This window comes from Streptomyces sp. 1114.5, from assembly GCF_003635085.1.
Lineage (GTDB): Bacteria > Actinomycetota > Actinomycetes > Streptomycetales > Streptomycetaceae > Kitasatospora.
The window spans coordinates 1,251,238-1,272,963 of record NZ_RBXE01000002.1 but is presented as its reverse complement, the minus strand read 5'-3'; the positions used below and the strand labels follow the sequence as shown (position 1 = coordinate 1,272,963).

Annotated in this window: 17 protein-coding genes, 1 pseudogene and 1 riboswitch; of the genes and pseudogenes, 13 read left to right on the top strand and 5 right to left on the bottom strand. The window is 72.6% G+C overall.

Annotation, left to right across the window (positions count from 1 at the left end; translation table 11 throughout):
• Window positions 1-36: 36 nt before the first annotated feature.
• On the bottom strand, window positions 37-1,005 hold the full coding sequence (locus BX285_RS28820; RefSeq protein ID WP_097235218.1) for a class I SAM-dependent methyltransferase: 969 nt from the start codon (window positions 1,003-1,005) through the stop codon (window positions 37-39).
• A gap of 520 nt (window positions 1,006-1,525) precedes the next feature.
• On the opposite strand from BX285_RS28820, the gene BX285_RS28815 reads away from it, so the two are divergent.
• Both BX285_RS28815 and BX285_RS28810 read left to right on the top strand, forming a co-directional pair.
• On the top strand, window positions 1,526-1,990 hold the full coding sequence (locus tag BX285_RS28815; protein WP_097239834.1) for a DUF6624 domain-containing protein: 465 nt from the start codon (window positions 1,526-1,528) through the stop codon (window positions 1,988-1,990).
• A gap of 113 nt (window positions 1,991-2,103) precedes the next feature.
• Window positions 2,104-3,531, top strand: a complete 1,428-nt coding sequence (locus BX285_RS28810; protein ID WP_257032285.1) for an aldehyde dehydrogenase family protein — start codon at window positions 2,104-2,106, stop codon at window positions 3,529-3,531.
• Window positions 3,532-3,620: 89 nt separating this feature from the next.
• Here BX285_RS28810 and BX285_RS28805 read toward each other — a convergent pair whose 3' ends face one another.
• Entirely contained in the window at window positions 3,621-5,078 is a 1,458-nt protein-coding gene (locus BX285_RS28805) for a glycine hydroxymethyltransferase (protein ID WP_097235220.1), read from the bottom strand.
• Window positions 5,079-5,097: 19 nt separating this feature from the next.
• Window positions 5,098-5,194: riboswitch (ZMP/ZTP riboswitch) on the bottom strand.
• A gap of 386 nt (window positions 5,195-5,580) precedes the next feature.
• Here BX285_RS28805 and BX285_RS28800 point away from each other — a divergent pair.
• From BX285_RS28800 to BX285_RS28775, 6 genes and pseudogenes are all read left to right on the top strand, one after another.
• Window positions 5,581-6,495, top strand: coding sequence for an ABC transporter permease (locus tag BX285_RS28800; RefSeq protein WP_259470831.1), 915 nt, complete (start codon window positions 5,581-5,583; stop codon window positions 6,493-6,495).
• Window positions 6,496-6,591: 96 nt separating this feature from the next.
• Window positions 6,592-7,224, top strand: a pseudogene (locus BX285_RS39570) (ABC transporter substrate-binding protein); the annotation flags it as partial.
• Window positions 7,225-7,249: 25 nt separating this feature from the next.
• The gene (locus BX285_RS28790; RefSeq protein ID WP_121178698.1) at window positions 7,250-8,347 is read left to right on the top strand and encodes an ABC transporter substrate-binding protein; all 1,098 of its coding nucleotides are present in this window, start codon (window positions 7,250-7,252) and stop codon (window positions 8,345-8,347) included.
• A gap of 74 nt (window positions 8,348-8,421) precedes the next feature.
• Window positions 8,422-9,414 (top strand): ABC transporter permease, encoded by a 993-nt coding sequence (locus BX285_RS28785; protein ID WP_121178697.1) that lies wholly within the window; start codon window positions 8,422-8,424, stop codon window positions 9,412-9,414.
• Between the two features lie 151 nt (window positions 9,415-9,565).
• The gene (locus BX285_RS28780; RefSeq protein WP_259470830.1) at window positions 9,566-11,206 is read left to right on the top strand and encodes an ABC transporter ATP-binding protein; all 1,641 of its coding nucleotides are present in this window, start codon (window positions 9,566-9,568) and stop codon (window positions 11,204-11,206) included.
• Between the two features lie 146 nt (window positions 11,207-11,352).
• Window positions 11,353-11,916 carry an EF-hand domain-containing protein gene (locus BX285_RS28775; protein WP_097235225.1) on the top strand — a complete coding sequence of 188 codons (564 nt, stop codon included), beginning with the start codon at window positions 11,353-11,355 and terminating at the stop codon, window positions 11,914-11,916.
• Window positions 11,917-12,010: 94 nt separating this feature from the next.
• Here BX285_RS28775 and BX285_RS28770 read toward each other — a convergent pair whose 3' ends face one another.
• On the bottom strand, window positions 12,011-13,168 hold the full coding sequence (locus tag BX285_RS28770) for an EamA family transporter (protein WP_121178695.1): 1,158 nt from the start codon (window positions 13,166-13,168) through the stop codon (window positions 12,011-12,013).
• A gap of 131 nt (window positions 13,169-13,299) precedes the next feature.
• Here BX285_RS28770 and BX285_RS28765 point away from each other — a divergent pair, with 131 nt between their 5' ends.
• From BX285_RS28765 to BX285_RS28750, 4 genes are all read left to right on the top strand, one after another.
• A complete protein-coding gene (locus BX285_RS28765) occupies window positions 13,300-13,725 on the top strand; it encodes a gamma-glutamylcyclotransferase family protein (RefSeq protein ID WP_121178694.1) in 426 nt (141 codons plus the stop codon).
• A 230-nt stretch (window positions 13,726-13,955) separates the two neighbouring features.
• Complete coding sequence (gene cbiE, locus BX285_RS28760) at window positions 13,956-15,239, top strand: precorrin-6y C5,15-methyltransferase (decarboxylating) subunit CbiE (RefSeq protein WP_183107246.1); 1,284 nt, start codon at window positions 13,956-13,958, stop codon at window positions 15,237-15,239.
• Window positions 15,236-15,997, top strand: a complete 762-nt coding sequence (gene cobM / locus BX285_RS28755) for a precorrin-4 C(11)-methyltransferase (RefSeq protein ID WP_121178692.1) — start codon at window positions 15,236-15,238, stop codon at window positions 15,995-15,997. Before cbiE ends, cobM begins: the two co-directional genes overlap by 4 nt.
• Window positions 15,997-16,737 carry a cobalt-precorrin-6A reductase gene (locus BX285_RS28750; protein ID WP_121178691.1) on the top strand — a complete coding sequence of 247 codons (741 nt, stop codon included), beginning with the start codon at window positions 15,997-15,999 and terminating at the stop codon, window positions 16,735-16,737. Before cobM ends, BX285_RS28750 begins: the two co-directional genes overlap by 1 nt.
• Before the next feature lie 167 nt (window positions 16,738-16,904).
• Here BX285_RS28750 and BX285_RS28745 read toward each other — a convergent pair whose 3' ends face one another.
• On the bottom strand, window positions 16,905-18,434 hold the full coding sequence (locus BX285_RS28745) for a UDP-N-acetylglucosamine 1-carboxyvinyltransferase (protein WP_121179065.1): 1,530 nt from the start codon (window positions 18,432-18,434) through the stop codon (window positions 16,905-16,907).
• Window positions 18,435-18,552: 118 nt separating this feature from the next.
• Window positions 18,553-19,686: a cobalt-precorrin-5B (C(1))-methyltransferase gene (locus BX285_RS28740; RefSeq protein WP_121179064.1), complete on the bottom strand. Its 1,134-nt coding sequence runs from the start codon at window positions 19,684-19,686 to the stop codon at window positions 18,553-18,555.
• Between the two features lie 287 nt (window positions 19,687-19,973).
• Between BX285_RS28740 and BX285_RS28735 the strand changes: the two genes are divergently transcribed.
• Complete coding sequence (locus BX285_RS28735) at window positions 19,974-21,713, top strand: TIGR03767 family metallophosphoesterase (protein WP_121178690.1); 1,740 nt, start codon at window positions 19,974-19,976, stop codon at window positions 21,711-21,713.
• The last annotated feature ends 13 nt before the right edge of the window (window positions 21,714-21,726 follow it).

Below are 21,726 nucleotides of genomic sequence, written 5' to 3'. Positions count from 1 at the left end.
GCTGCGCCGTCCTGCGCAGTGGGGGCCTGCGGCCGGTCAGCCCCGGCGGGCGCGGCGGATGGCGGAGGTGACGACCGGCGGGAGCAGGTCCCGGGCCGCCCGCTTGGCCACGTTGACCGGGCGGCGGGCCTCGGCGGCACGGGCGCGCCGGACCGCGAGATCCATTTCAGCCTCGCCGCGGGCCGAGTCGAGCGCCAGGTGGGCCGCGTCGGCGGCCAGCCGGTCCTGGTGGCGCGAGCCTCGGAAGGGCTCGATGCCCTCCGAGTCGCCGTACATGCGCAGCACCTGGTTCCCGTTGAGGTGGTCGATGCTCAGTTGGCAACCGACCGCGAGGTCGACCCGGTCGAGCAGCTCGCGCTGGAACGGCTCCGGATCGCCCCAGGTGCCGTAGAACTTGCACTCGGTGAGCAGGATCGGCTTGAGCCCGTGGTTGAAGACCGCTTCCCAGGTCGCGGCCGCGACGCCCGGAGTGTGCTGGGCGCGGTAGTCGTCCAGCACCACGACGCCCTGCTCCTGCAGCGCGACCCGGGCCACCTGGAGGTCGCCGACGACGTGCTCGTACAGGTGGGAGGCGTCTATGTGGATGAAGCGGAAGGTGCCGGGGGATATGTGCCCGCGGGACAGGACGCCGGTCGGGGCCTGGATGATCTCCGGCAGCTCGTCGTGGAAGGCGAGGTAGTTGGTCTCGAAGGCCGAGCGGGTCAGCGTCTTGCGGTAGGAGAGGTCCATCTCGGCGGCGTTCTCGTCGTCGGGCGCCTCCGAGTCGAAGAGGTCGCAGACGGTGAAGGTTTCGCCGGGCTGGAGGTGCTCACCGATGACGATCGCGCTGCGGCCGAGGTAGGCGCCCATCTCCAGGAGGTCGCCGGTGACACCGGTCTTCTCCTGCCGCCCGAGGAACCAGTCGAAGGAATGCCGGTCGTGGTCCCAGAACCACCCCTGGACGTCGTCCAGGCTCGCCGGCTCGGCAGGGTGCTGGGGCTCGCCCGGCAACGCGGCGTCGGTCATGACAGCTCCTTCGGGACACGGGTGGGTCCGCTGGTTCTCGAAGCGGATCTCAGCGGGGGCGGCACTCCGCGCCGGGCGCGGAACGCACCGGTCCCCGACCGTGCGCGGCACGTCGGAGCATTGTCAGCAGTAGACCCCCCGCCGCTGAGTTCCCTGCAATCTACCTGGGCATCCACCGTCGTGTGGAGGTCTGGGGGTGGGGAGTTTCCGGAATCGCCACCGGGGACACCGAGCCGCCGGAAGACCGGACTGCCGGAAGATCGGACCGCCGGACTGCCGGGAGATCGGCTCGGCGGATTCCTGGCGTTGATCCATTGTGTCCCGGCCGGGGTCGCCCGGTCACCCGCTTCGAGGATGATCTTCGTCTCGGATTCTGCGCCTAGCGTGGTCGCGGGCGGTCCTCGACGGGAGGGCCGGTGCGATGAGGAGCATCGTCGGCGTGACGGAAGCACAGCGGGACGAGCGACGGGACGACCGGCGGGACGAGCAGGATCCGGTGCCGGCCCGGGAGTTGGTGGCGATGATGGCCGAGGACGCGGCGGCCGCCCGGTACGCGAACAGTGCGGACCTGGCCGAGCAGGCGCTCTGGCGGCGGCTCACCGCCCGGCACGGGGACCGGCTCCTGGCGATCACCGCCGAGCACGGCTGGCCGACCGAGCGGACCGTCGGCCCCGAGGCCGCCCGGGCGGCCTGGCTGGTCGCCCAGCACGCGGACCGGCAACTCGACGTCCAGCGGCGGGCAGTGGCGCTGATGGGCGAGGCGGTCCGACGGGGCGAAGCGAGCGCGCGCGACCTGGCCTTCCTGGAGGACCGGCTGGCCGTCAACGAGGGCCGCGAGCAGCGCTACGGCACCCAGATCGGCGCGGTTGCGGACGGACGGCCGGTGCCGTGGCCGTGCGAGGACCCGTCGCGCCTGGACGAGCGGCGCGCCGAGGTGGGCATTGAGCCGTTCGATGCGTACACCGCGCGGTTCGCCCCGGGGTGACCGGCAGGTCCGTCGGCGCCGAACCGGCTCTTGCGCCCGCCCGCCCGGGCCGCTTTGACTGACCCTCGACGAGCGCCGGCGGTCGGACGGCCGAGCGGATGAGAGGACCACAGGTGCAGCAGTACGCGGAGTACGGCGACCAGTACATCGACGGCGCCTGGCGGCCCTCCGGGGACCAAGGGTCGATAACCGTACTGAACCCGGCGACCGAGCAGGTGCTCGCCACCGTGGCGGCCGGCGGGACGGCCGACGTGGACGCGGCGGTGGCGGCGGCCCGCCGGGCGGCCCGGAGTTGGGGCGCGACCAGCCGCGAGGAGCGGCTGGCGCTGCTGACCCGGCTGCGGGACGGCATTGCCGCCGCGCAGAACGAGATCACCGAGACCGTGGTCGCCGAACTGGGCGCCCCGGTCGGCTTCACCGCGGCCGTGCACGCCGGGCTGCCGCTGACCGTGGCGACCTCCTACCTGACCCTGCTCGCCGAGCACCCCTTCGAGGAGCGGATCGGCAACTCGGTGGTGCACGCCGAGCCGGCCGGGGTGGTCGCGGCGATCACCCCGTGGAACTACCCGCTGCACCAGATCGTGGCCAAGGTCGTCCCGGCGCTGGCGGCCGGCTGCCCGGTGGTGCTCAAGCCGGCCGAGGACACCCCGCTGGTGGCCCGGCTGTTCGCCCGCCTGGTGCACGAAGCCGGCTTCCCGGCAGGGGTGTTCAACCTGGTCACCGGCACCGGTGCGGTGGCGGGTGCGGTGCTCGCGGCGCACCCGGAGGTGGACGTGGTCTCGTTCACCGGCTCCACCGCCGTCGGCCGGCAGGTCGCCGAGACGGCCGGCCGGGGCCTGAAGCGCGTCGCCCTGGAACTGGGCGGCAAGTCGGCCAACGTGGTGCTGCCGGGCGCCGACATCACCCGCGCGGTCAAGGCGAACGTGGCCAACGTGTTCGCCAACTCCGGCCAGACCTGCAGCGCCTGGACCCGGCTGCTGGTGCACCAGGACCAGTACGAGGAGGCCGTCGAGCGGGCCGCCAAGGCCGCCGCCCAGTACGCCCCGGGCGACCCGACCGACCCGCAGACCCGGATCGGCCCGGTGGTCAACGCCAAGCAGCTGGCCCGGGTGCGCGGTTACATCGACGGCGCGCTGGCCGAGGGCGCCCGGCTGGTCGTCGGCGGGTCCGAGCCCGTCGCCGGCCTGCCCACCGGCTACTACGTCCGTCCGACCGTACTCGCCGACGTCACACCGGAGATGGCGGTCGCCCAGGAGGAGGTCTTCGGCCCCGTCCTGGTGATCCTCGCCTACCGGGACGAGGACCACGCCGTCGAACTCGCCAACGGCACGCCGTATGGCCTGGGCGGCGGCGTCTGGGCCCGCGACACCGACACCGCCGCCGCCTTCGCCCGCCGTCTGGACACCGGCCAGGTCGACCTCAACGGCGGGCGCTTCAACCCGCTCGCGCCGTTCGGCGGTTACAAGCACTCCGGCCTCGGCCGCGAGCTGGGGCGGCACGGGCTGGAGGAGTTCCTGCAGTACAAGTCGCTGCAGTACTGACGCTGGTCGAGTGGCCCCGGGACGTCGGGGACCGGCCCGACGTCCCGGGGCGGCTCGGTGGCGCTCGCCGGGTGCTGCTCGCCGGGCCGTCAGACGAGGTCGACGCCCGGGTAGAGCGGGTACGGGGCGAGGAGGTCCGCGGCGCGCTTGGCGACGGCGTCGCGCAGGGCGGCGTCGAGGGTGTGGTTGGCCTTGGACGGGGCGCCGGCGGCCGTGGTGGCGGGGGTGGCGGCGCGCAGCACGGTGTCGATCAGCTCGGCGATCTCGTCCATCTCGGCGACGCCGAGGCCGCGGGTGGTGAGCGCCGGGGTGCCGATGCGGATGCCGGAGGTGTACCAGGCGCCGTTCGGGTCCTGCGGCACGGAGTTGCGGTTGGTGACGATGCCCGAGTCGAGCAGCGCCGCCTCGGCCTGGCGGCCGGTCAGGCCGTAGCCGGAGACGTCGGCGAGGACGAGGTGGTTGTCGGTGCCGCCGGTGACCAGCGTGCCGCCGCGGCGCAGCAGGCCCTCGGCGAGCGCCTGGGCGTTGGTGACCACGGCGCGGGCGTAGGCCTGGAACTCGGGGCGGCGGGCCTCGGCGAGGGCGACCGCCTTGGCGGCCATGACGTGCGAGAGCGGGCCGCCGAGCACCAGCGGGCAGCCGCGGTCGACGTGTTCGGCCAGCTCGGAGGTGCACAGCACCATGCCGCCGCGCGGGCCGCGCAGGGACTTGTGGGTGGTCGTGGTGACGATGTGGGCGTGCGGGACGGGGTCGTGGTCGCCGGTCAGCACCTTGCCCGCGACCAGGCCGGCGAAGTGCGCCATGTCGACCATGAGGGTGGCGCCGACCTCGTCCGCGATCTCGCGCATCTTCCGGAAGTTCACCAGCCGCGGGTAGGCGGAGTAGCCCGCCACGATGATCAGCGGGCGGAACTCGCGGGCGGTCTCGCGCAGCGCGTCGTAGTCGATCAGGCCGGTGACCGGGTCGGTGCCGTAGCTGCGCTGCTCGAACATCTTGCCCGAGATGTTGGGGCGGAAGCCGTGGGTGAGGTGGCCGCCGGTGTCCAGGGACATGCCGAGCATGCGCTGGTTGCCGAGCTCGTGGCGCAGCTGCGCCCAGTCCTCCTCGGTGAGGTCGTTGACGTTGCGGACCTGGGCCCGCTCCAGGGCCGGGCTCTCGACCCGCTGGGAGAGGACGGCCCAGAAGGCGGTGAGGTTGGCGTCGATGCCGGAGTGCGGCTGGACGTAGGCGTGGTCGGCGCCGAACAGCTCGCGGGCGTGCTCGGCGGCGATGGTCTCGACGGTGTCGACGTTGCGGCAGCCGGCGTAGAAGCGGCGGCCGGCGGTGCCCTCGGCGTACTTGTCGCTGAGCCAGTTGCCCATGGCGAGCAGGACGGCCGGGGAGGCGTAGTTCTCGCTGGCGATCAGCTTGAGCGAGGCGCGCTGGTCGGCCAGTTCCCGGCCGATGGCGGCGGCGATCCGGGGCTCGACGCCGGCGACCACGTCGAGGGCGCTGCGGAAGGCGGTGTCGGCGGCGGGGGTCGCGGCGGTGTGGGGCTGCTGGGCCATGGCGGTCTCCTGGTGGGGATGCGGGGGCCCAGGCGCTCGGCAACTGCACGTGAGGTTTCACGAGGCTGCTTCCCGATGGTTGATTCCATCCCTACGCGCCAGTCGCAGCCCGCCGGAATCGTATCAACACCGGACGGACTGTGGCGGAGGTCTCAGAATGCGGAACAGCCCGACCGGTTTGGTGAGGTTTGTCCGTTCTTTTGCAACGCCGGTGTTGCGGCGAAATGAAGCCGCCACATTTCCCGAAACAGTCCGGCAGGAATTCCCCCGAACACCTCCGGAGGTGATTTGCGGAACCTCGGACGCATCCGATCTGATGTCGCTCGAACGGCCCACGGGAAACCCCCGTCGGCCGTACCGGAAATGCACACCAGCGCACCCTCACCCATGGGGCGGCGGAGAAATTCGGGGGTTACGCCTCATGGCAGTGGTCGACACAGTCCCAGTCCCCGCGGGCGGGCCCGCGACTCCTGCGACCCCCGCGGCCCCCTCGGCACCGAGCGTGCTCCGCCGGATCCTGAAGGACCGGGTCGGCGCCACCGCCCTGGCCGTCGTGCTGCTGTTCCTGCTGCTCGCCGCGGCGGCCCCGCTGATCGCCGCGCTGTACGGGAAGAACCCGGCCGAGCACTACGGCCAGAACACTCCCGGCCTGCTCAGCGACGGCGGCCTGCCGATGCTGCCGAACGGCGGGATCTCCGGCGACTTCTGGTTCGGCCTGGAGCCCGGTCTCGGCCGGGACGTCCTCACCCAGCTGCTGTACGGCGTCCGCACCTCGCTGCTGATCGCCTTCGCGGCGGCAGCCGTGACCACCGCGCTGGGCGTGCTGGCCGGCGTCGCGGTCGGCTATCTCGGCGGAATCGCGGACCGGCTGTTCGGATTCCTCGCCAATGTGCTGCTGGCCTTTCCGACCCTGCTCCTGCTGCTCGCCCTCAGCCCGGTCATCCAGTCCCGGCTGGTCGACCCGGGGGCCGCAGAACCGGAGTGGATGCAGTTCCTGGTGCTGATCCTGGTTTTCTCCGCGTTCGGCTGGATTCCGCTCGCACTTTCCCTGCGGGCCGCTGTTCGCTCGCTCCGGGAAAGGGATTTCGTGCAGTCCGCCCGGGCCCAGGGCGCGAGCCGCTTCCACGTCGTCGTCCACGAACTGCTACCCAACGTCCGCTCGCAACTGCTGGTGCACGCCACCATGGCGGTGCCGACCTTCGTCGCCTCCGAGGCCGCGCTGTCCTTCCTCGGCGTCGGCATCACCGAGCCGGTCCCGGACTGGGGGCGGATGATCTCCCGCGGCTCGGAGGTCTTCCGGGCCGACCCGACGTACCTGGTCTTCCCCGGGGTGGCGCTGCTGGTCTTCGTCATCGCCTTCAACCTGCTCGGCGACGCCGTCCGGGATGCGCTGGACCCGCGCTCCGGCGCCCGCTGAGCCGCCTCTTCCCACTTCTTCACCTCTCACTTCCTACGTCGTACCGACACCCGAGCCCTTCCCGGCGCGATCCGCCGGGGCAAGGAGAGATCCGCCATGCGCTGGACCCGACCGTCCCTCGCCGTCATCGCCACCGCCCTGCTGGCGACCTCCTGCTCGGCGGGCGCGGGCAGCACCGGCTCCGCCGGCGCCGCAGCCCCCGCCAAGGACACCTCCCCGCTGACCGCCGTGCTCGGCACCGAGCAGGAGAGCGCCGGCCCCGCCCCGGCCGTCCCGGGCGCCCGTGCGGGCGGCACCGTGAACGTGTACAACAGCGTCGAGTTCCGCCACCTCGACCCGCAGAAGGTCTACGCGGGCGCCACCTACAACGCCTCACTGCTCTGGGGCCGCCAGCTGACCCAGTACCAGGTCGTGGACGGCAAGGCCAAGCTGGTCGGCGACCTGGCCACCGATACCGGCACCCCGGCCGACGGCGGGCGCACCTGGACGTACCGACTCAAGCAGGGCGTCGCCTGGGAGGACGGCAAGCCGATCACCTCGCAGGACGTCAAGTACGGCATCGAGCGCACCTTCGGCAAGGGCTACGAGGTCGGCCCGCCCTACTGGCCGCAGTGGCTCACCGGCGAGGCCTCCTACGAGGCGGCGCGCGCCGAGTACACCGGCCCGCAGGACGGCGACCTGGCCGCCATCGAGACGCCGGACGAGCGCACCCTCGTCTTCCACTTCCCCCCAGCCGCAGGCCGACGTCCCGTACATGGCCGCGCAGTCCTCCTCCTCGCCCGTGCGCCGGGACAAGGACACCGGGGCGGACTACGACCGCCAGCCGTTCGCGACCGGCCCCTACCGGATCGTCGAGCACGTCCAGAACACCCGCATGGTGCTGGAACGCAACCCGGCGTGGAAGCCCGAGACCGACCCGATCCGCAACCAGTACCCGGAGAAGTTCGTCTTCACGTACGGCAAGGAGGCGCTCAACCTCAACCAGGAGATCCTCTCCGGGCGGGACGGCGGCGCCAACGCCACCACCGCCTCCGACACCCTCTCCCCCGAGCTCTTCCAGACGGCCGACACCGACCCGAAGGCCGATGAACTGGTCGTCTCCGGCCGGCAGGGCGCCTTCGTCACCCAGCTGGTGATCAACAACGAGCGGGTGCCGGACGTCGAGGTCCGCAAGGCCCTGCACCTGGCCTACCCGCGCCGGCAGGCCCGCCAGGTCCAGGGCGGCGCCCGGACCGGCGAGCCGGCCACCACGCTCAGCTCCCCCGCGCTGATCGACTGGCAGAAGTACGACCTCTATCCGGCCAAGCCCGAAGGCGACCCGGAAGCCGCCAAGGCCGAACTCGCCAAGGCCAAGCAGGCGCCGGCCGGCCTCACCTACGCGTACAAGAACACGCCGAACGGGCAGCGCGTCGCGCAGGTGCTGGTGGACGGCTACGCCAAGGCCGGGATCACCCTCGTGCCCAAGCCGGTCGACCCCAAGGCCTTCCTGGACGAGGTGCACCGCGCCGACTCCCCGTACGACCTGTTCGAGGAGACCTCCTCCGTCGACTGGCCGACCCCGTCCACGCTCGTCCCGTTCTCCTTCGACGGCCGCTCCGGCAGCGACACCAACTCCGCGCGCTACCGCAACCCGGAGGTGGACAAGGAGATCGACCGGATCAACCAGATCGGCGAGCCGCGCGCCAAGGCCAAGGAGCTGTACGCGCTGGAGCAGACGGTGATGAAGGACGTGCCGGTCCTGCCGCTCGCCTACCCGACCGTCAACCAGCTGCGCGGCAGCAACGTCGGCGGGGCGTTCATCCACCCGATCTACGGGACGGTCTCGCTGGCGTGGCTGTACCTGAAGGCGTGACGTACTGACGTACTCGTTGCGTCCCTGCCTCACCGCCTCCCCGCCTCCCCGCCACGTCGACCCCCGGATCGGCCATGCTCTCCTTCGTCCTGCGACGGACCGTTCAAGCCCTCGCCGTCCTGGTCGCGGTCTCCGCCGCCGCCTTCGCCCTCTTCTACGCCGCGCCCGCCGACCCGGCCCGCGACGCCTGCGGCCCGCGCTGCGACGCCGGGCAGATCGCGGCGATTCGCCGGAGCATGGGCCTGGACCAACCGCTCGTCGCCCAGTACACCGACTACCTGGTCGGAGTCGTCGCCGGGCGGGACATCAACGACGTCGACGGCTCGGCCATCGACTGCGCCGCGCCCTGCCTCGGCTACTCCTACCGGCTGCACCAGCCCGTCACCGAAGCCCTCGCCGAACACCTCCCGGTCACCTTCTCGCTGACCGCCGGGGCGCTGGCCGTCCTGCTGGTGCTCGGGCTCGGCACCGGGTTCGTCTCCGCGCTGCGGCACGGGCGGCGCACGGACCGGCTGCTGTCCGGCTTCACCCTGGTCGGCGCCAGCGTGCAGATCTACTTCCTCGGGTACATCGCGCAGTGGGTCCTGGTCTACTCCACCGGCCTGCTGCCGCTTCCCTCGTACACCCCTCCGTCCGAGGGCCCCGCCGCCTGGGCGGGCGGGATGCTGCTCCCCTGGCTCGTCCTCGGCTTCGTCAACTCGGCGGTGTTCGCGCGGCTTTCGCGCTCCCAGCTGCTGGAGACGATGAACGAGGAGTACGTCCGTACGGCTCGCGCCAAGGGCCTCGGACGGTTGCGCGCGCACCTCAAGTACACCTCGCGCGGCGCCGCCGGGCCGCTGGTGCAGCTGCTCGGGCTGGAAGCCGGGGCGCTGCTCGGCGGGGCGGTGATCACCGAGACGGTGTTCGGGCTGAACGGCGTCGGGCGGTTCACCGCGCAGGCCGTCGCCGGGCAGGACCTGCCCGCCGTGGTCGGTGCGGTGCTGCTGGCCGCCTGCTTCGTGGTGCTGTTCGTCGCGCTGGCCGACCTCGCGGTGGCCTGGCTCGATCCGCGTGTCCGGCTGAGCTGAGGGGGGTGCTGTGATGAAGTCCGCTGTTTCGGGTGTGGTTGCGGGTTCGGTTTCGGGGGCTGCGGTGGGTGCGGGTGCTGCTGGTACGGGTGCTGCTGCGGGTTCGGTTCCGGGCGACGCTCCGGGTGCTGTCGTCGGGGGTGCCGAGCCGGTGCTGAGTGTTCGCGACCTGACCGTCACCTTCGCCGATCCGCGCGGTGGCGCGCCCGTGACCGCCGTTCGGGGGCTCTCCTTCGACCTCGCTGCGGGTGAAGTCCTGGGCCTGGTCGGCGAGTCGGGCTCCGGCAAGTCGACCGTCGGCCTCGCCGCCCTCGGCCTGCACGACCCGCGCACCACCACCGTCACCGGCTCGATCCGCTTGGGCGGGCGGGAGTTGGTGGGCGCGGACGACTCCGCGCTGCGTGACGTCCGGGGCGGAACGGCCGCGCTGGTCTTCCAGGACGCGCTCACCTCACTCAGCCCCTTCCACGGTGTCGGCGCCCAACTCGCCGAGATGTACCGGCTGCACCACCCGGGGGCGGGCCGCGCCGAAGCCCGTCGGCGGGCGACCGAGATGCTCGACCGGGTCGGTATCCCGCCGGCCCGGGTGCGCGACTACCCGCACCAGTTCTCCGGCGGGATGCGTCAGCGGGTGATGATCGCGATGGCACTGATGAACGACCCGCAGCTGCTGATCGCGGACGAGCCGACCACCGCCCTGGACGCCCGAGTCCAGCGGCACGTACTGGATCTGCTGGGCGAGTTGCAACGCGAGCAGGGGACGGCGGTACTGCTGGTCAGCCACGACCTGGGTGTGGTCGCGGGCACCACGGACCGCACGCTGGTGCTGCGCGGAGGCGTCGAGGTCGAATCCGCACCGACCGCCGAACTGCTGGCCGCACCGCGTGAGCCGTACACCCGGGCACTGGTGGGGGCGGCGCTCCGCCTGGACTCCGTACCGGGTACTGCACTGGCCACAGTCGATGAGCCGTCACCGTCACGGGTGTTCCGGCCGAGGGCCGTCGAGCGCACGGATCGATGGCTGGTCGAGGTGGACGACCTCACCGTGCACTTCCCCGGCCGGCGGCGCTTCCCCGGCCTGCGCACCGAGCCGGTGCGGGCGGTCGAGGGCGTGGGCCTGCGGATCGCCCCCGGCGAGACGGTCGGCCTGGTCGGCGAGTCCGGCTCGGGCAAGTCCACCACCTCACGGGTCCTGGCCGGACTGCAACGGCCCACCGGTGGACAGGTGTCGTACGACGGCCAGGACGCCACCCGGCCGGACCGGGAGCTGCGACGCCGACTCAGCCGCGAGATCCAGCTGGTCTTCCAGGACCCGTACGCCTCGCTCAACCCACGCCGTACCGTCGGCCGGACCCTCGACACCCCGCTGCGCCTGCACACCCCGCTCACCCCGGCCGAACGGCGGGAGCGCTCGGCCGAGTTGCTGGAGCAGGTCGGGCTGAGCGGCGACCACCTGGACCGCTACCCGCACGAGTTCTCCGGCGGACAGCGCCAACGGATCGGCATCGCCCGCGCGCTGGCCCCGCAGCCGCGCCTGATCATCGCGGACGAGCCGGTCTCGGCGCTCGACGTGTCGGTGCAGGCGCAGGTGCTCAACCTGCTGATGGAACTGCGCGAACGCCTCGGCGTGGCTTTCCTGTTCGTCTCGCACGACCTCGCGGTGGTGCGGCACTTCTGCGACCGGGTGGCGGTGATGCACCGGGGCCGTCTGGTGGAGTCCACCGACCGGGACCGGCTGTTCGATGCGCCGCACACCGAGTACACCCGGGAGCTGCTGGCGGCGGTGCACTGAGGACGGCGATGCGGGGACCATGATCGAAGCCCCACCAGGACCGAATGGAGAGGTGTTCGGCTGCGCGGGCGTGGCTCAAGGCGTTAGCGTGCAAGCGATGTGACGTAGACGTAGGAGAACCAGGAATCGCCAGCCGAGGGGCCACATTGTCGGACGACCTGCTCATCGCAAAGATCAACCACGGTTTTGATCACCTCGACGCCGACGGCGACGGGCTGCTCACCGAGCGGGACCACGTCCTGATGGGCCACTCGGTGGCCCGCTCGCTCGGCCACCAGGAAGGCTCGGAGGCGGAGGCCGTCATCGTCCGCGCCTACCTGACGATCTGGCACGATCTCCACCTCGCCGGGCTGCCCGCCGACACCGAGGTGATCACCCGCGAGCAGTTCGCCGCCTCGACCGGCTTGCTCGCCGACGACCCCGAGGCCGCGCGGGACATCCTCGGCTCGCTCGCCGCGGCCTTCCTCGCCGTCGCCGACGCCGACCGAAGCGGAACGGTGGACGCCGGGGAGTTCTTCGTCTTCCAGCGCGGCCACTTCGCCGGCCTCTGCCGCGACGACGCCGACGAGGCCTTCCGCCACCTGGACACCGACGGGGACGGCGTCCTGTCCGCGGCCGAGTTCACCGAAGCGATCATCGAGTACTGGACCAGCCGCGACCCGGAGGCCCCGGGCAACTGGTGGACGGGCAAGCCCCCGCACGCCTTCTGAGCCGTCCCGGGGCTGCGGTTGGTGGGGGCGGGGGCGGCCGGCGGAGGCGGTGGCCGCGGGCGGGGGCGGCCGGCGGGGCCTTCGGGACGCTCGCTCAGGTGCGCGAGGACGTCGTCTTCTCGGGCCGCTCCGGACTCGCCGGACGCTCCGGGCTCGCCGGACGCTCCGGGCTCGCCTGACTCACCGGGCTCGCCGGGCGATCCGCCCGCGGAGCACGCCCCGGGCGGCCCGGCCGTCCCGGACGTCCCGGACTCCGGCTGACGCTCACCACCAGGCAGACACCCGCCACCACGATCGCCCCACCGGTCAGGGTCGGACCGGTCAACGGCTCGGCCAGGATCAGCCAGCCGAGCAGCACCGCGACCACCGGGTTCACGTACGCGTACGTGCCGACCAGCGTCAGCGGGGCGGCGCGCAGCAGCCAGGCGTACGCGGTGAAGGCGAGCAGCGAACCGAACAGCACCAGGTAGGCCAGCGCCAGCCAGGACCGGCCGGAGACGGCCCCGAGGTCCAGGCCGTGCTGCTCACCGCGCACCAGTCCGACCAGCAGATCGCAGAGGCCGCCGGCCAGCATCTGGTAGGCGCTCGCGGCGAGCACGTTGCCCGGCATCGGGACCCGCTTGCTCGCGAACGAGCCGGCCGCCCAGAGCAGCGTGGCGCAGATGATCGCGATCACGCCGAGCGGTTCGACGGTCCCGCCGATCGCCGGGGCCGACAGCACACCGAGGCCGACCAGCCCGAGCAGCACCCCGGCCAGCTCGGCCGGCTTCGGGCGCTCACCGCCGAAGGCCGTGAGCACCACCATCCAGAGCGGGACGGCGGCCACCAGCAGGGCGGCCAGGCCGGAGGGGACGGAGGTCTCGCCCAGGACCACCAGCCCGTTGCCGCCGGTCAGCAGCAGCACGCCGACCAGGACGGCGGAGGCCAGTTGGCGCAGGCTGACCTTCAGGCCGGCCGGGCCCTGGCGCACCAGCAGGTAGCCGACCAGCAGGAGGCCCGCGGTGAGGAAGCGGACCGCGGCGGAGAGGAAGGAGGGCATCGTCTCCAGGGCGATCCGGATCGCCAGGTAGGTCGAGCCCCAGACGACGTAGACCACCGCGAGGGCCAGCCAGACCGCGCCGACGAGGCGGGTGGCGGGGGCTGCCGGGGCGGAGCCTTGAGCGGGGGTGGCCGGGGTGGACCCTGGGGTGGAGTCTTGAGCGGAGGCGGAACCGGGGGTGGGGGCCGGTTGGGAGGAGGCGGGCGGTGTCATGTGTGTCCCCCTTGGACGGTGCTGGCCGAACACCGACATGACATCGCATCGGTGGCCCGGTGCGCCACTCCGTATCAGGAACCGGACCGCGGGACGTACCGTGGGCGCTCCCGAGCGAGGAGGTCGAACCCGTGTCCGCACCCGAGGATGCCCTGCCGTTCTTCGTCTACGGCACCCTGCGCAGTGGCGGCCGCAACCACGCCGCCCACCTGGCCGGGCGCTGCGCCGACATCCGGCCTGCGGTACTGGACGGCGCCGCACTGCACGCGGGGCCCGGCTTCCCGTACGCCGTGCCGGACGCGGCGCCCGGGCGCCGGATCGTGGGTGAGCTGATCACCGTCCGCCCGGGCGCGTACGCCGGAGCGCTGGAGGCCCTGGACGCGCTGGAGGAGTGCCGGGCGGACGGGACCGGGATGTACGTGCGGCGCCGGATGGCGGTGCGGACGGCGGCGGGCGAGGCGCGGGACGCGTGGGTCTACCTCGCCGGGCCGGCCGCCGCGGCCCGGTTGCGCGAGCGGCCGGCGCTGATCGAGTCGGGGGACTGGGCGGAGCGGTGACGGCGTTCGGAGTTCAGCGGACAACTTTCAGCCGACAACTTTCAGCCGACAGATTTCAGCCGACAGATTTCAGATGACAGCCTTCAGATGACAACTTTCAAAATCTGAAATCTGTCAGCTGAACGCCCTCACCCGTCACCTCCCCCGGGGCCGCCCCAAACCGCCAGGTAGGCTGCCCGGCCAGTGGGATTTTCCGTCCCTTGGCCGGCCGAACGACGAGGAGCCACCCGGTGCCCGAGCTGCCATCCCCGATCGCCGTCGTCGGGATCGGGGCCGACGGCTGGCCCGGCCTCGCCGCCACCTCCCGAGCGGCCCTGCGGGACGCCGAGGTGGTCGTCGGCGGCCCCCGCCAACTGGACCTGCTCCCCCAGGACGAGGTCACCGCCCGGCGCGTGCCCTGGCCCTCCCCGCTGCGCCCGGCCGTCCCCGGACTGCTCGCCGCCCATGCCGACCGCCGCGTCGCCGTCCTGGCCAGCGGCGACCCGATGTTCTACGGCATCGGCCGCACGCTCGCCGAGACCGTCGGTGCCGAGCGGCTGCGCGTCCTGCCGCACCCCTCCGCCGTCTCCTACGCCTGCGCCCGGATCGGCTGGCCGCTGGAGGCGACCGAGGTGGTCAGCCTGGTCGGCCGTCCGCTGGACACCCTCTCCCTCGCCCTCCACCCCGGCCGCCGCCTGCTGGTGCTCAGCGCCGACGCCGCCACCCCGGCCGCCGTCGCCGCACTGCTCACCGCCCGCGGCTACGGCACCGCCCGGCTGCGCGTGCTCGAAAAGCTCGGCCACGAGAGCGAGCGGCAGCTGCACGGCCCCGCCGACGGCTGGCCGCACCCGCCCGGCGACCCGCTGAACGTCATCGCCGTCGACCTCGGTGACGGCCCCCGCACCTCCCTCGTCCCCGGCCTGCCCGACGCCGCGTACGAGAGCGACGGCCAGCTCACCAAGCGCCACGTCCGCGCCGCCACCCTCGCCGCCCTCGCCCCCTCCCCCGGCGAACTGCTCTGGGACATCGGCGGCGGCTCCGGCTCGATCGCCATCGAGTGGCTGCGCGCCCACCGCGACTGCCAGGCCGTCACCGTCGAGCGCGACCCGGTCCGGGCCGGGCGGATCGCCCGCAACGCCGCCACCCTCGGCGTGCCCCGGCTGCGCGTGGTGACCGGCCCGGCCCCGGCTGCGCTCGCCGAACTCCCCGCCCCTGACGCCGTGTTCATCGGCGGCGGCCTCACCGCGCCCGGCCTGCTGGACAGTTGCTGGGCCGCGCTGCGCCCCGGCGGCCGGATCGTCGCCAACACCGTGACCCTGGAGTCCGAGGCGCTGCTCACCGAGTGGTACCGGCGCCACGGCGGCGAACTCGTCAAGCTCGCGGTCGCCCACGCCGTCCCGGTGGGCGGCTTCACCGGGTGGCGCCAGGCCATGCCGGTCACCCAGTGGTCCGCCGTCAAGCCCGAAACCGGCAGGACCGATACCGCCAGGACTGATACCGGCGGGACCGAAACCCCCCAGGAGAACGCCTCGTGACCGTCTACTTCATCGGCGCCGGCCCGGGCGCCGCCGACCTGATCACCCTGCGCGGCCAGCGCGTTCTGGCCCGGGCCGAGGTCTGCCTCTTCGCCGGCAGCCTCGTCCCGCGCGAACTGCTGGACGAGTGCCCGCCCGGCGCCCGGCTGGTCGACACCGCGCAGCTCAACCTGGACCAGATCGTCGCCGAGCTGGTCCGCGCCCACGAGGCCGGACAGGACGTGGCCCGGCTGCACTCCGGCGACCCGTCCGTCTTCTCCGCCGTCGCCGAGCAGATGCGGCGCCTGGACGCGGCCGGCATCCCGTACGAGGTGGTCCCCGGCGTGCCCGCCTTCGCCGCCGCCGCGGCCGCGCTGAAGCGGGAGTTGACCGTGCCGACCGTCGGCCAGACCGTCATCCTCACCCGGATCGCCAAGCGCGCCACCCCCATGCCCGAGGGCGAGGACCTCGCCACCCTCGGCCGCAGCGGCGCCCTCCTCGTGCTGCACCTGGCCGCCGGGTACGTGGACGACGTGGTCGAGCAGCTCGTCCCCCACTACGGCGCCGACTGCCCTGCCGCCGTCGTCGCGATGGCCAGCCGGCCCGACGAACTGGTCCTGCGCGGCACCGTCGGCGACATCGCCGAGCAGGTCAAGGCGGCAGGCGTGGTCCGCACCGCCGTCATCATCGTCGGCCGCACCCTGGCCGCCGAACAGTTCCGCGACAGCCACCTCTACTCGGCGGACCGCGAGCGCCCGCACGAGCCCTGCGGGGCGTGATGCGGCACCTGCTCATCCTCGGCGGTACGACGGAGGGACGGGCCCTGGCCGCCGCCGTCGACGGCCGCCCGTCCCTGCGGGTCACCAGCTCGCTGGCCGGCCGCACCGCCCAACCCCGGCTGCCCGCCGGGGAGGTGAGGATCGGCGGCTTCGGCGGCCCGGACGGGCTGGCGCACTGGCTGCGCGAGCAACGGGTGGACGCCGTCATCGATGCCACCCACCCGTTCGCCGCCGGCATCTCGCAGAACGCCGCACTCGCGGCCGCCGCCACCGGCGTCCCGCTGCTGGCGCTGCGCCGCCCCGGCTTCACACCCGTCGACGGGGACCGCTGGCTCCCCGTCCCCTCGCTCGCCGCAGCGGCCGACCTGCTGCCGTGCCGCGGTGAGCGGGTGTTCCTCACCATCGGACGACAGGGCATCGCCTCCTTCGCCCACGTCGTCGGGGCCCACTTCCTCGCCCGCTCGGTCGACCCGCCCGAGCCGCCGCTGCCGCCCTCCTTCGAACTCCTGCTGGACCGCGGCCCGTTCACGATCCACGGCGAGGAGGCTCTGCTGCGCGCGCACGACATCGACATCCTGGTCACCAAGGACAGCGGCGGCGCCGCGACGGCACCCAAACTCGCCGCCGCCCGCGGGCTGCAGCTGCCCGTGGTCATCGTGGAGCGCCCCCCGGTGCCGGACGGCCTGCCGGTCGTACCGGACGTGGCGGGCGCGGTGCACTGGCTGGAACAGCTGGGCTGAGCCCGGGCCGAGTGCGCCCACCGGCGAGTAGCGCCGGCCGAGTCGACCGAGCGGGAGCACCGCACGGAACAACCCGGTGTTCGCGGATTACGTGAACACCGGGTTGGACGTGGCGATCCTGCTGACCGGGCTCAACGGGTGAGCCCGGTCAGTGGAGTGACGATCCGTCAGATGTCGCGGAAGGTCTCGATCCGGGCGCCGATGGAGTTGAGGCGCTCGGCGAGGTCCTCGTAGCCGCGGTTGATGACGTAGACATTGCGCAGGACAGAGGTGCCCTGGGCGGCGAGCATGGCGAGGAGGATGACCACGGCGGGGCGCAGGGCCGGCGGGCACATCATCTCGGCGGCGCGCCAGCGGGTGGGGCCCTGGACCAGGACGCGGTGCGGGTCGAGGAGCTTGACGTCGGCGCCGAGGCGGGTCAGCTCGGTGAGGTAGATCGCGCGGTTGTCGTACACCCAGTCGTGGATCATCGTGGTGCCGTGGGCGGCCGCGGCGATGGCGGCGAAGAACGGCACGTTGTCGATGTTGATGCCGGGGAACGGCATCGGGTGGATGGTGTCGATCGGCGCGGTCAGCTTGGAGGGGCGCACGGTGAGGTCGACCAGGCGCGTGTGGCCGTTGTGGGCCGGGTACTCCGGGGTGCGGTCGTAGTCGAGGCCCATGCCCTCCAGCACCGCGAGCTCGATCTCCAGGAACTCGATCGGCACCCGGCGGATGGTCAGCTCGGAGGAGGTGACGACAGCGGCGGCGAGCAGGCTCATGGCCTCCACCGGGTCCTCGGCCGGGGTGTAGTCGACGTCGCAGGTGATCTCCGGGACGCCGTGCACGGTGAGGGTGGTGGTGCCGATGCCCTCGATCCGGACGCCCAGCTTCTCCAGGAAGAAGCAGAGGTCCTGGACCATGTAGTTGGGCGAGGCGTTGCGGATGACGCTCACGCCGTCGTGCCGCGCGGCGGCCAGCAGGGCGTTCTCGGTGACGGTGTCCCCGCGCTCGGTCAGCACGATCGGGCGGTCCAGGGGGGTGCCCGGCTCGACCGAGGCGTGGTAGGCACCGCCGGTGGTGGCGACCTCCAGGCCGAACCGGCGCAGGGCCGTGAGGTGCGGCTGGACGGTGCGGGTGCCGAGGTCGCAGCCGCCCGCGTAGGGGATGGCGAACTGCTGGGCGCGGTGCATCAGCGGGCCGAGGAACATCAGCACGCTGCGGGTGCGGCGGGCCGCCTCGACGTCCATCGCCGCGAGGTCCAGCTCGGCGGGCGGGGTGAGTTCGAGGTCGCGGCCCTCGTTGATCCAGCGGCTCTTGACGCCGATGCTGGTCAGCACTTCGAGGATGCGGTAGACCTCCTCGATCCGCGCGACGCTGCGGATCGTGGTCCGACCGGTGGTCAGCAGCGAGGCGCAGAGGATGGCCACGCAGGCGTTCTTGCTGCTGCGGACGTCGATGGCACCGGAGAGGCGGGTGCCGCCGGCGACCCGCAGGTGCATCGGGCCGGAGTAGCCGAGGGAGACGATCTCGCTGTCGAGGGCTTCGCCGATGCGGGCGATCATCTCAAGGCTGACGTTCTGCTTGCCCTGTTCGATGCGGTTGACCGCGCTCTGGCTGGTGCCGAGGGCCTCTCCGAGCTGCGCCTGGGACCAGCCGCGGTGCTGGCGCGCGGTACGGATGAGGGTGCCGATACGGGTGAGGTAGTCGCCTGTCACCCGCCAGACCATATCTCATGGTTGAGATGGCGACAGAATCAAGGGACAGTACGGCGTGCCTTTTGTCCGTTTCTCACCCCGTATGGACGTCAGATCTTCACATCACGGGGTGATGCTGTCATGGCCCCAGCGGCTCCGCGCGACCGACGATGGTGCCCGCACGGTCGATGCAGATGACGTCCACGGCCACCGGCGAGCCCAGCAGCACCCCCAGCGCCGTCGCCCGGGCCGCCTGGGCGACCAGGTCCCCGAGCGGCACCCCGGCCGCACGGCACAACTGCACCGCCTCCAGCCCGGTGTTGGCCGCCGCCACCGCCGCGACCAGCGGCTCGTCCGCCCCGCCCTGCCGGGCCAGCCCGGCCAGGTAGCCCTTGTCCACCTGGGAGCGCGCCGAGTGCAGGTCGAGGTGGCCGGCGGCGAGCTTGGACAGCTTGGCGAAGCCGCCCGCGATGGTCAGCCGGGGCACCGGATGGCGCTTGAGGTACTTGAGCACGGCGCCGGCGAAGTCGCCCATGTCGAGCAGCGCATCCTCGGGCAGCCCGTGCACCGCGACCGCAACCTTCTCCGAGGTGGAACCGGTACAGCCGGCCACGTGCGTACGCCCCGCCGCCCGGGCCACGTCCACGCCGCGGCGGATCGAGTCGATCCAGGCCGAGCAGGAGTAGGGGACGACGATCCCGGTGGTTCCGAGGATGGAGAGGCCGCCGAGGATGCCGAGCCGCGGGTTCCACGTCGAGCGGGCGATCTCCTCGCCGTGGTCGACGGAGATCTCGACCACCACGTCCGCGCTGCCGCCGTGCTCGTCGGCCACCTCGGCGACCGCGTCCCGGATCATCTGCCGGGGCACCGGGTTGATCGCGGGCTCGCCGACAGGCAGCGGCAGGCCCGCCTTGGTGACCGTCCCCACGCCGGGGCCGGCCCGGAACACCACCCCGGCGCCGGGCTCACCGGCCCGCACCGTCGAGCGGATCAGCGCACCGTGGGTGACGTCGGGGTCGTCACCGGCGTCCTTGACGACTGCGGCCATGGCGCGCACGCCCGCGTCGAGCTCCTCCGCCGCGAGGGCGAAGGCGGGCTGCTGGCCCTTGGGCAGGGTGATCACCACGGGGTCGGGGAACTCGCCGGTGAGCAGCGCGGTGTACGCGGCCTTGGTGGCGGCGGTGGCGCAGGCGCCCGTCGTCCAACCGTGCCGCAGGCCGCTGCTCTTCAGCTGACCGGCCCGGCCTCCCGCCCCGGCTGCCGCTGCGGCCATCTGCGCCTCGCTCCCGACCACGTCCGTCCACATTCGTCCCGGCCGCCTCGGCCGGGCCTGCCGATTCTCCCCCATCCGCCCCGGCACCCCGCGACCGGGCCCCGCAGGACAGCACGGTGGTGCCGGGAGCCGCCCGGCGTTCTCGAACTGTTCTTCGCACGGGCCTCGCCCGCTCGGGCTACCAACGAGTAATCTGTCGCTCCGTTACTTAACGGGTTCGTGACGCATGGTCCGGCAACCGGGTCCTCCGGCCGGGCCATCAGTATGTGGGGGTTTTTGTGGCAGGGATGAGTCGGCGCACGTTCCTCACGGGTACGTCGGTGGCCGCCGCATGGTCGGCCTTGTCGCTGGGCGGCGCGTCGTTCGCCTCGGCCGCGACGCGTGACCAGGCGCTGGCGGCCACGGCCGCGCGGGCCGTCACGGTCGCCGGCACCACGCTGGAGCAGGTGGCCACGCCGGTCGGCGCCGGCACCTACAAGCGGCTGACGGCCGGCCCGGGCTGGCCGCTGGTGGTGCGCGGCGACCTGGCCGCGCCGGGCACCGGCAGAGACGACCGCCGCACCGGGCTGGCCAGCTTCGTCCAGTTCAGCGACCTGCACCTGGTGGACACCGAGTCCCCGGTGCGCTTCGAGTACCTGGCCCGGTTCAACGGCAGCGCCTACCGGCCGCAGGAGTCCCTGAACGCCCGCGGTGTGTCGGCGCTCGTCGAGCGGGTCAACTCGCTCGCCGGCGGCCCCTACACCGGAATGCCGTTCAGCATGGTGATGGCCACCGGTGACAACACCGACAACCACGAGCTCGCCGAACTCGACTGGTACCTCAAGGTCATGGGCGGTGGCCGGCTCGCCCAGAACACCGGCGACCCGAACCGCTACGAAGGCGTGCAGAACTCCGGCAACTCGGCCTACTGGAACCCCGAGCTCGCCTACGGCGACGGCTACAAGACCAAGGGATTCCCGCAGATATCCGGCTTCCTGTCCGCCTCGGGCCGCCCCTTCGACGCGCCGGGCCTGCGCACGCCGTGGTACACGACGGTCGGCAACCACGACGACAGCATCGAGGGCTCGCTGCCCGACCTCGGGCTGCTCAACGACCTCTACACCGGCCAGTACAAGCTGGAGGGCTGCGACGACGCCACGGCCGCCCAGCTGATGGACTCGCTGCGCCGCGACCCGGCGGGCGCCGTGCTGCTGCTCGCGAAGCTGCTCGCCGACGGCGAGGCGGTGCGCCGGATCACCCCGGACGAGCGCCGCAAGCCGTTCACGCTCAAGGAGTTCGCCAAGGCCCACCTGGACCCGGCGGTCACCGGCGCGGGCCCGTACGGGCACGGCTTCACCTCGGACATGGCGAGCAGCGGCAAGCTCTACTACACCTTCCGCATCTCGGAGAAGGTGGTCGGCATCAGCCTGGACACCACCAACCAGGCCGGGTTCGCGGACGGTTCGCTGGGCACCGCCCAACTGCGCTGGCTGGAGAAGCAGTTGCAGGGGCACAGCGGCCACTGGTACGACGCCGACGGGCGCAAGGTCACGGGCGGGAGCACGGACGACGTGATCCTGCTCTTCAGCCACCACACCAGCAGCTCCATGGGCAACCTGCTGCCGGACCCGCGCAACATCTTCGAGCGGCGGCACGACGGCAACGAGCTGGTGGCGCTGCTGCAGCGCTACCCGAACGTGGTCGCCTGGGTGAACGGGCACACCCACATGAACAAGATCACGCCGCACGGCCACGCGGCGCCGGAGCGAGCGTTCTGGGAGATCAACACCGCCTCGCACATCGACTACCCGCAGCACGGCCGGATCATCGAGGTCGTGGACAACGGGGACGGCACGCTCTCGCTGTTCACCACGCTGATCGAGTCCTCCGCGCCGTACGAGACGGACTTCGGCGGCACCTCGGACGCCAACCTCGCGGCGCTCTACCGCGAGCTGTCGTACAACGACCCGAACGGGCGGGTCACGGCGCTGCTCGGCGCGGGCGAGGACCACAACACGGAGCTGGTCATCGCCAAGCCGACCCGGTGACGGGCTGAGGACT

Excerpts from the sequence above, each read along its gene's own strand:
- BX285_RS28815 (WP_097239834.1), top strand. The coding sequence starts at position 1,526 with ATGATGGCCGAGGACGCGGCGGCCGCCCGGTACGCGAACAGTGCGGAC.
- BX285_RS28805 (WP_097235220.1), bottom strand. The coding sequence starts at position 5,078 with ATGGCCCAGCAGCCCCACACCGCCGCGACCCCCGCCGCCGACACCGCC.
- BX285_RS28785 (WP_121178697.1), top strand. The coding sequence starts at position 8,422 with ATGCTCTCCTTCGTCCTGCGACGGACCGTTCAAGCCCTCGCCGTCCTG.
- BX285_RS28735 (WP_121178690.1), top strand. The coding sequence starts at position 19,974 with ATGAGTCGGCGCACGTTCCTCACGGGTACGTCGGTGGCCGCCGCATGG.
- BX285_RS28790 (WP_121178698.1), top strand. The coding sequence starts at position 7,250 with ATGGCCGCGCAGTCCTCCTCCTCGCCCGTGCGCCGGGACAAGGACACC.
- BX285_RS28770 (WP_121178695.1), bottom strand. The coding sequence starts at position 13,168 with ATGACACCGCCCGCCTCCTCCCAACCGGCCCCCACCCCCGGTTCCGCC.
- BX285_RS28740 (WP_121179064.1), bottom strand. The coding sequence starts at position 19,686 with ATGGCCGCAGCGGCAGCCGGGGCGGGAGGCCGGGCCGGTCAGCTGAAG.
- BX285_RS28750 (WP_121178691.1), top strand. The coding sequence starts at position 15,997 with ATGCGGCACCTGCTCATCCTCGGCGGTACGACGGAGGGACGGGCCCTG.
- BX285_RS28820 (WP_097235218.1), bottom strand. The coding sequence starts at position 1,005 with ATGACCGACGCCGCGTTGCCGGGCGAGCCCCAGCACCCTGCCGAGCCG.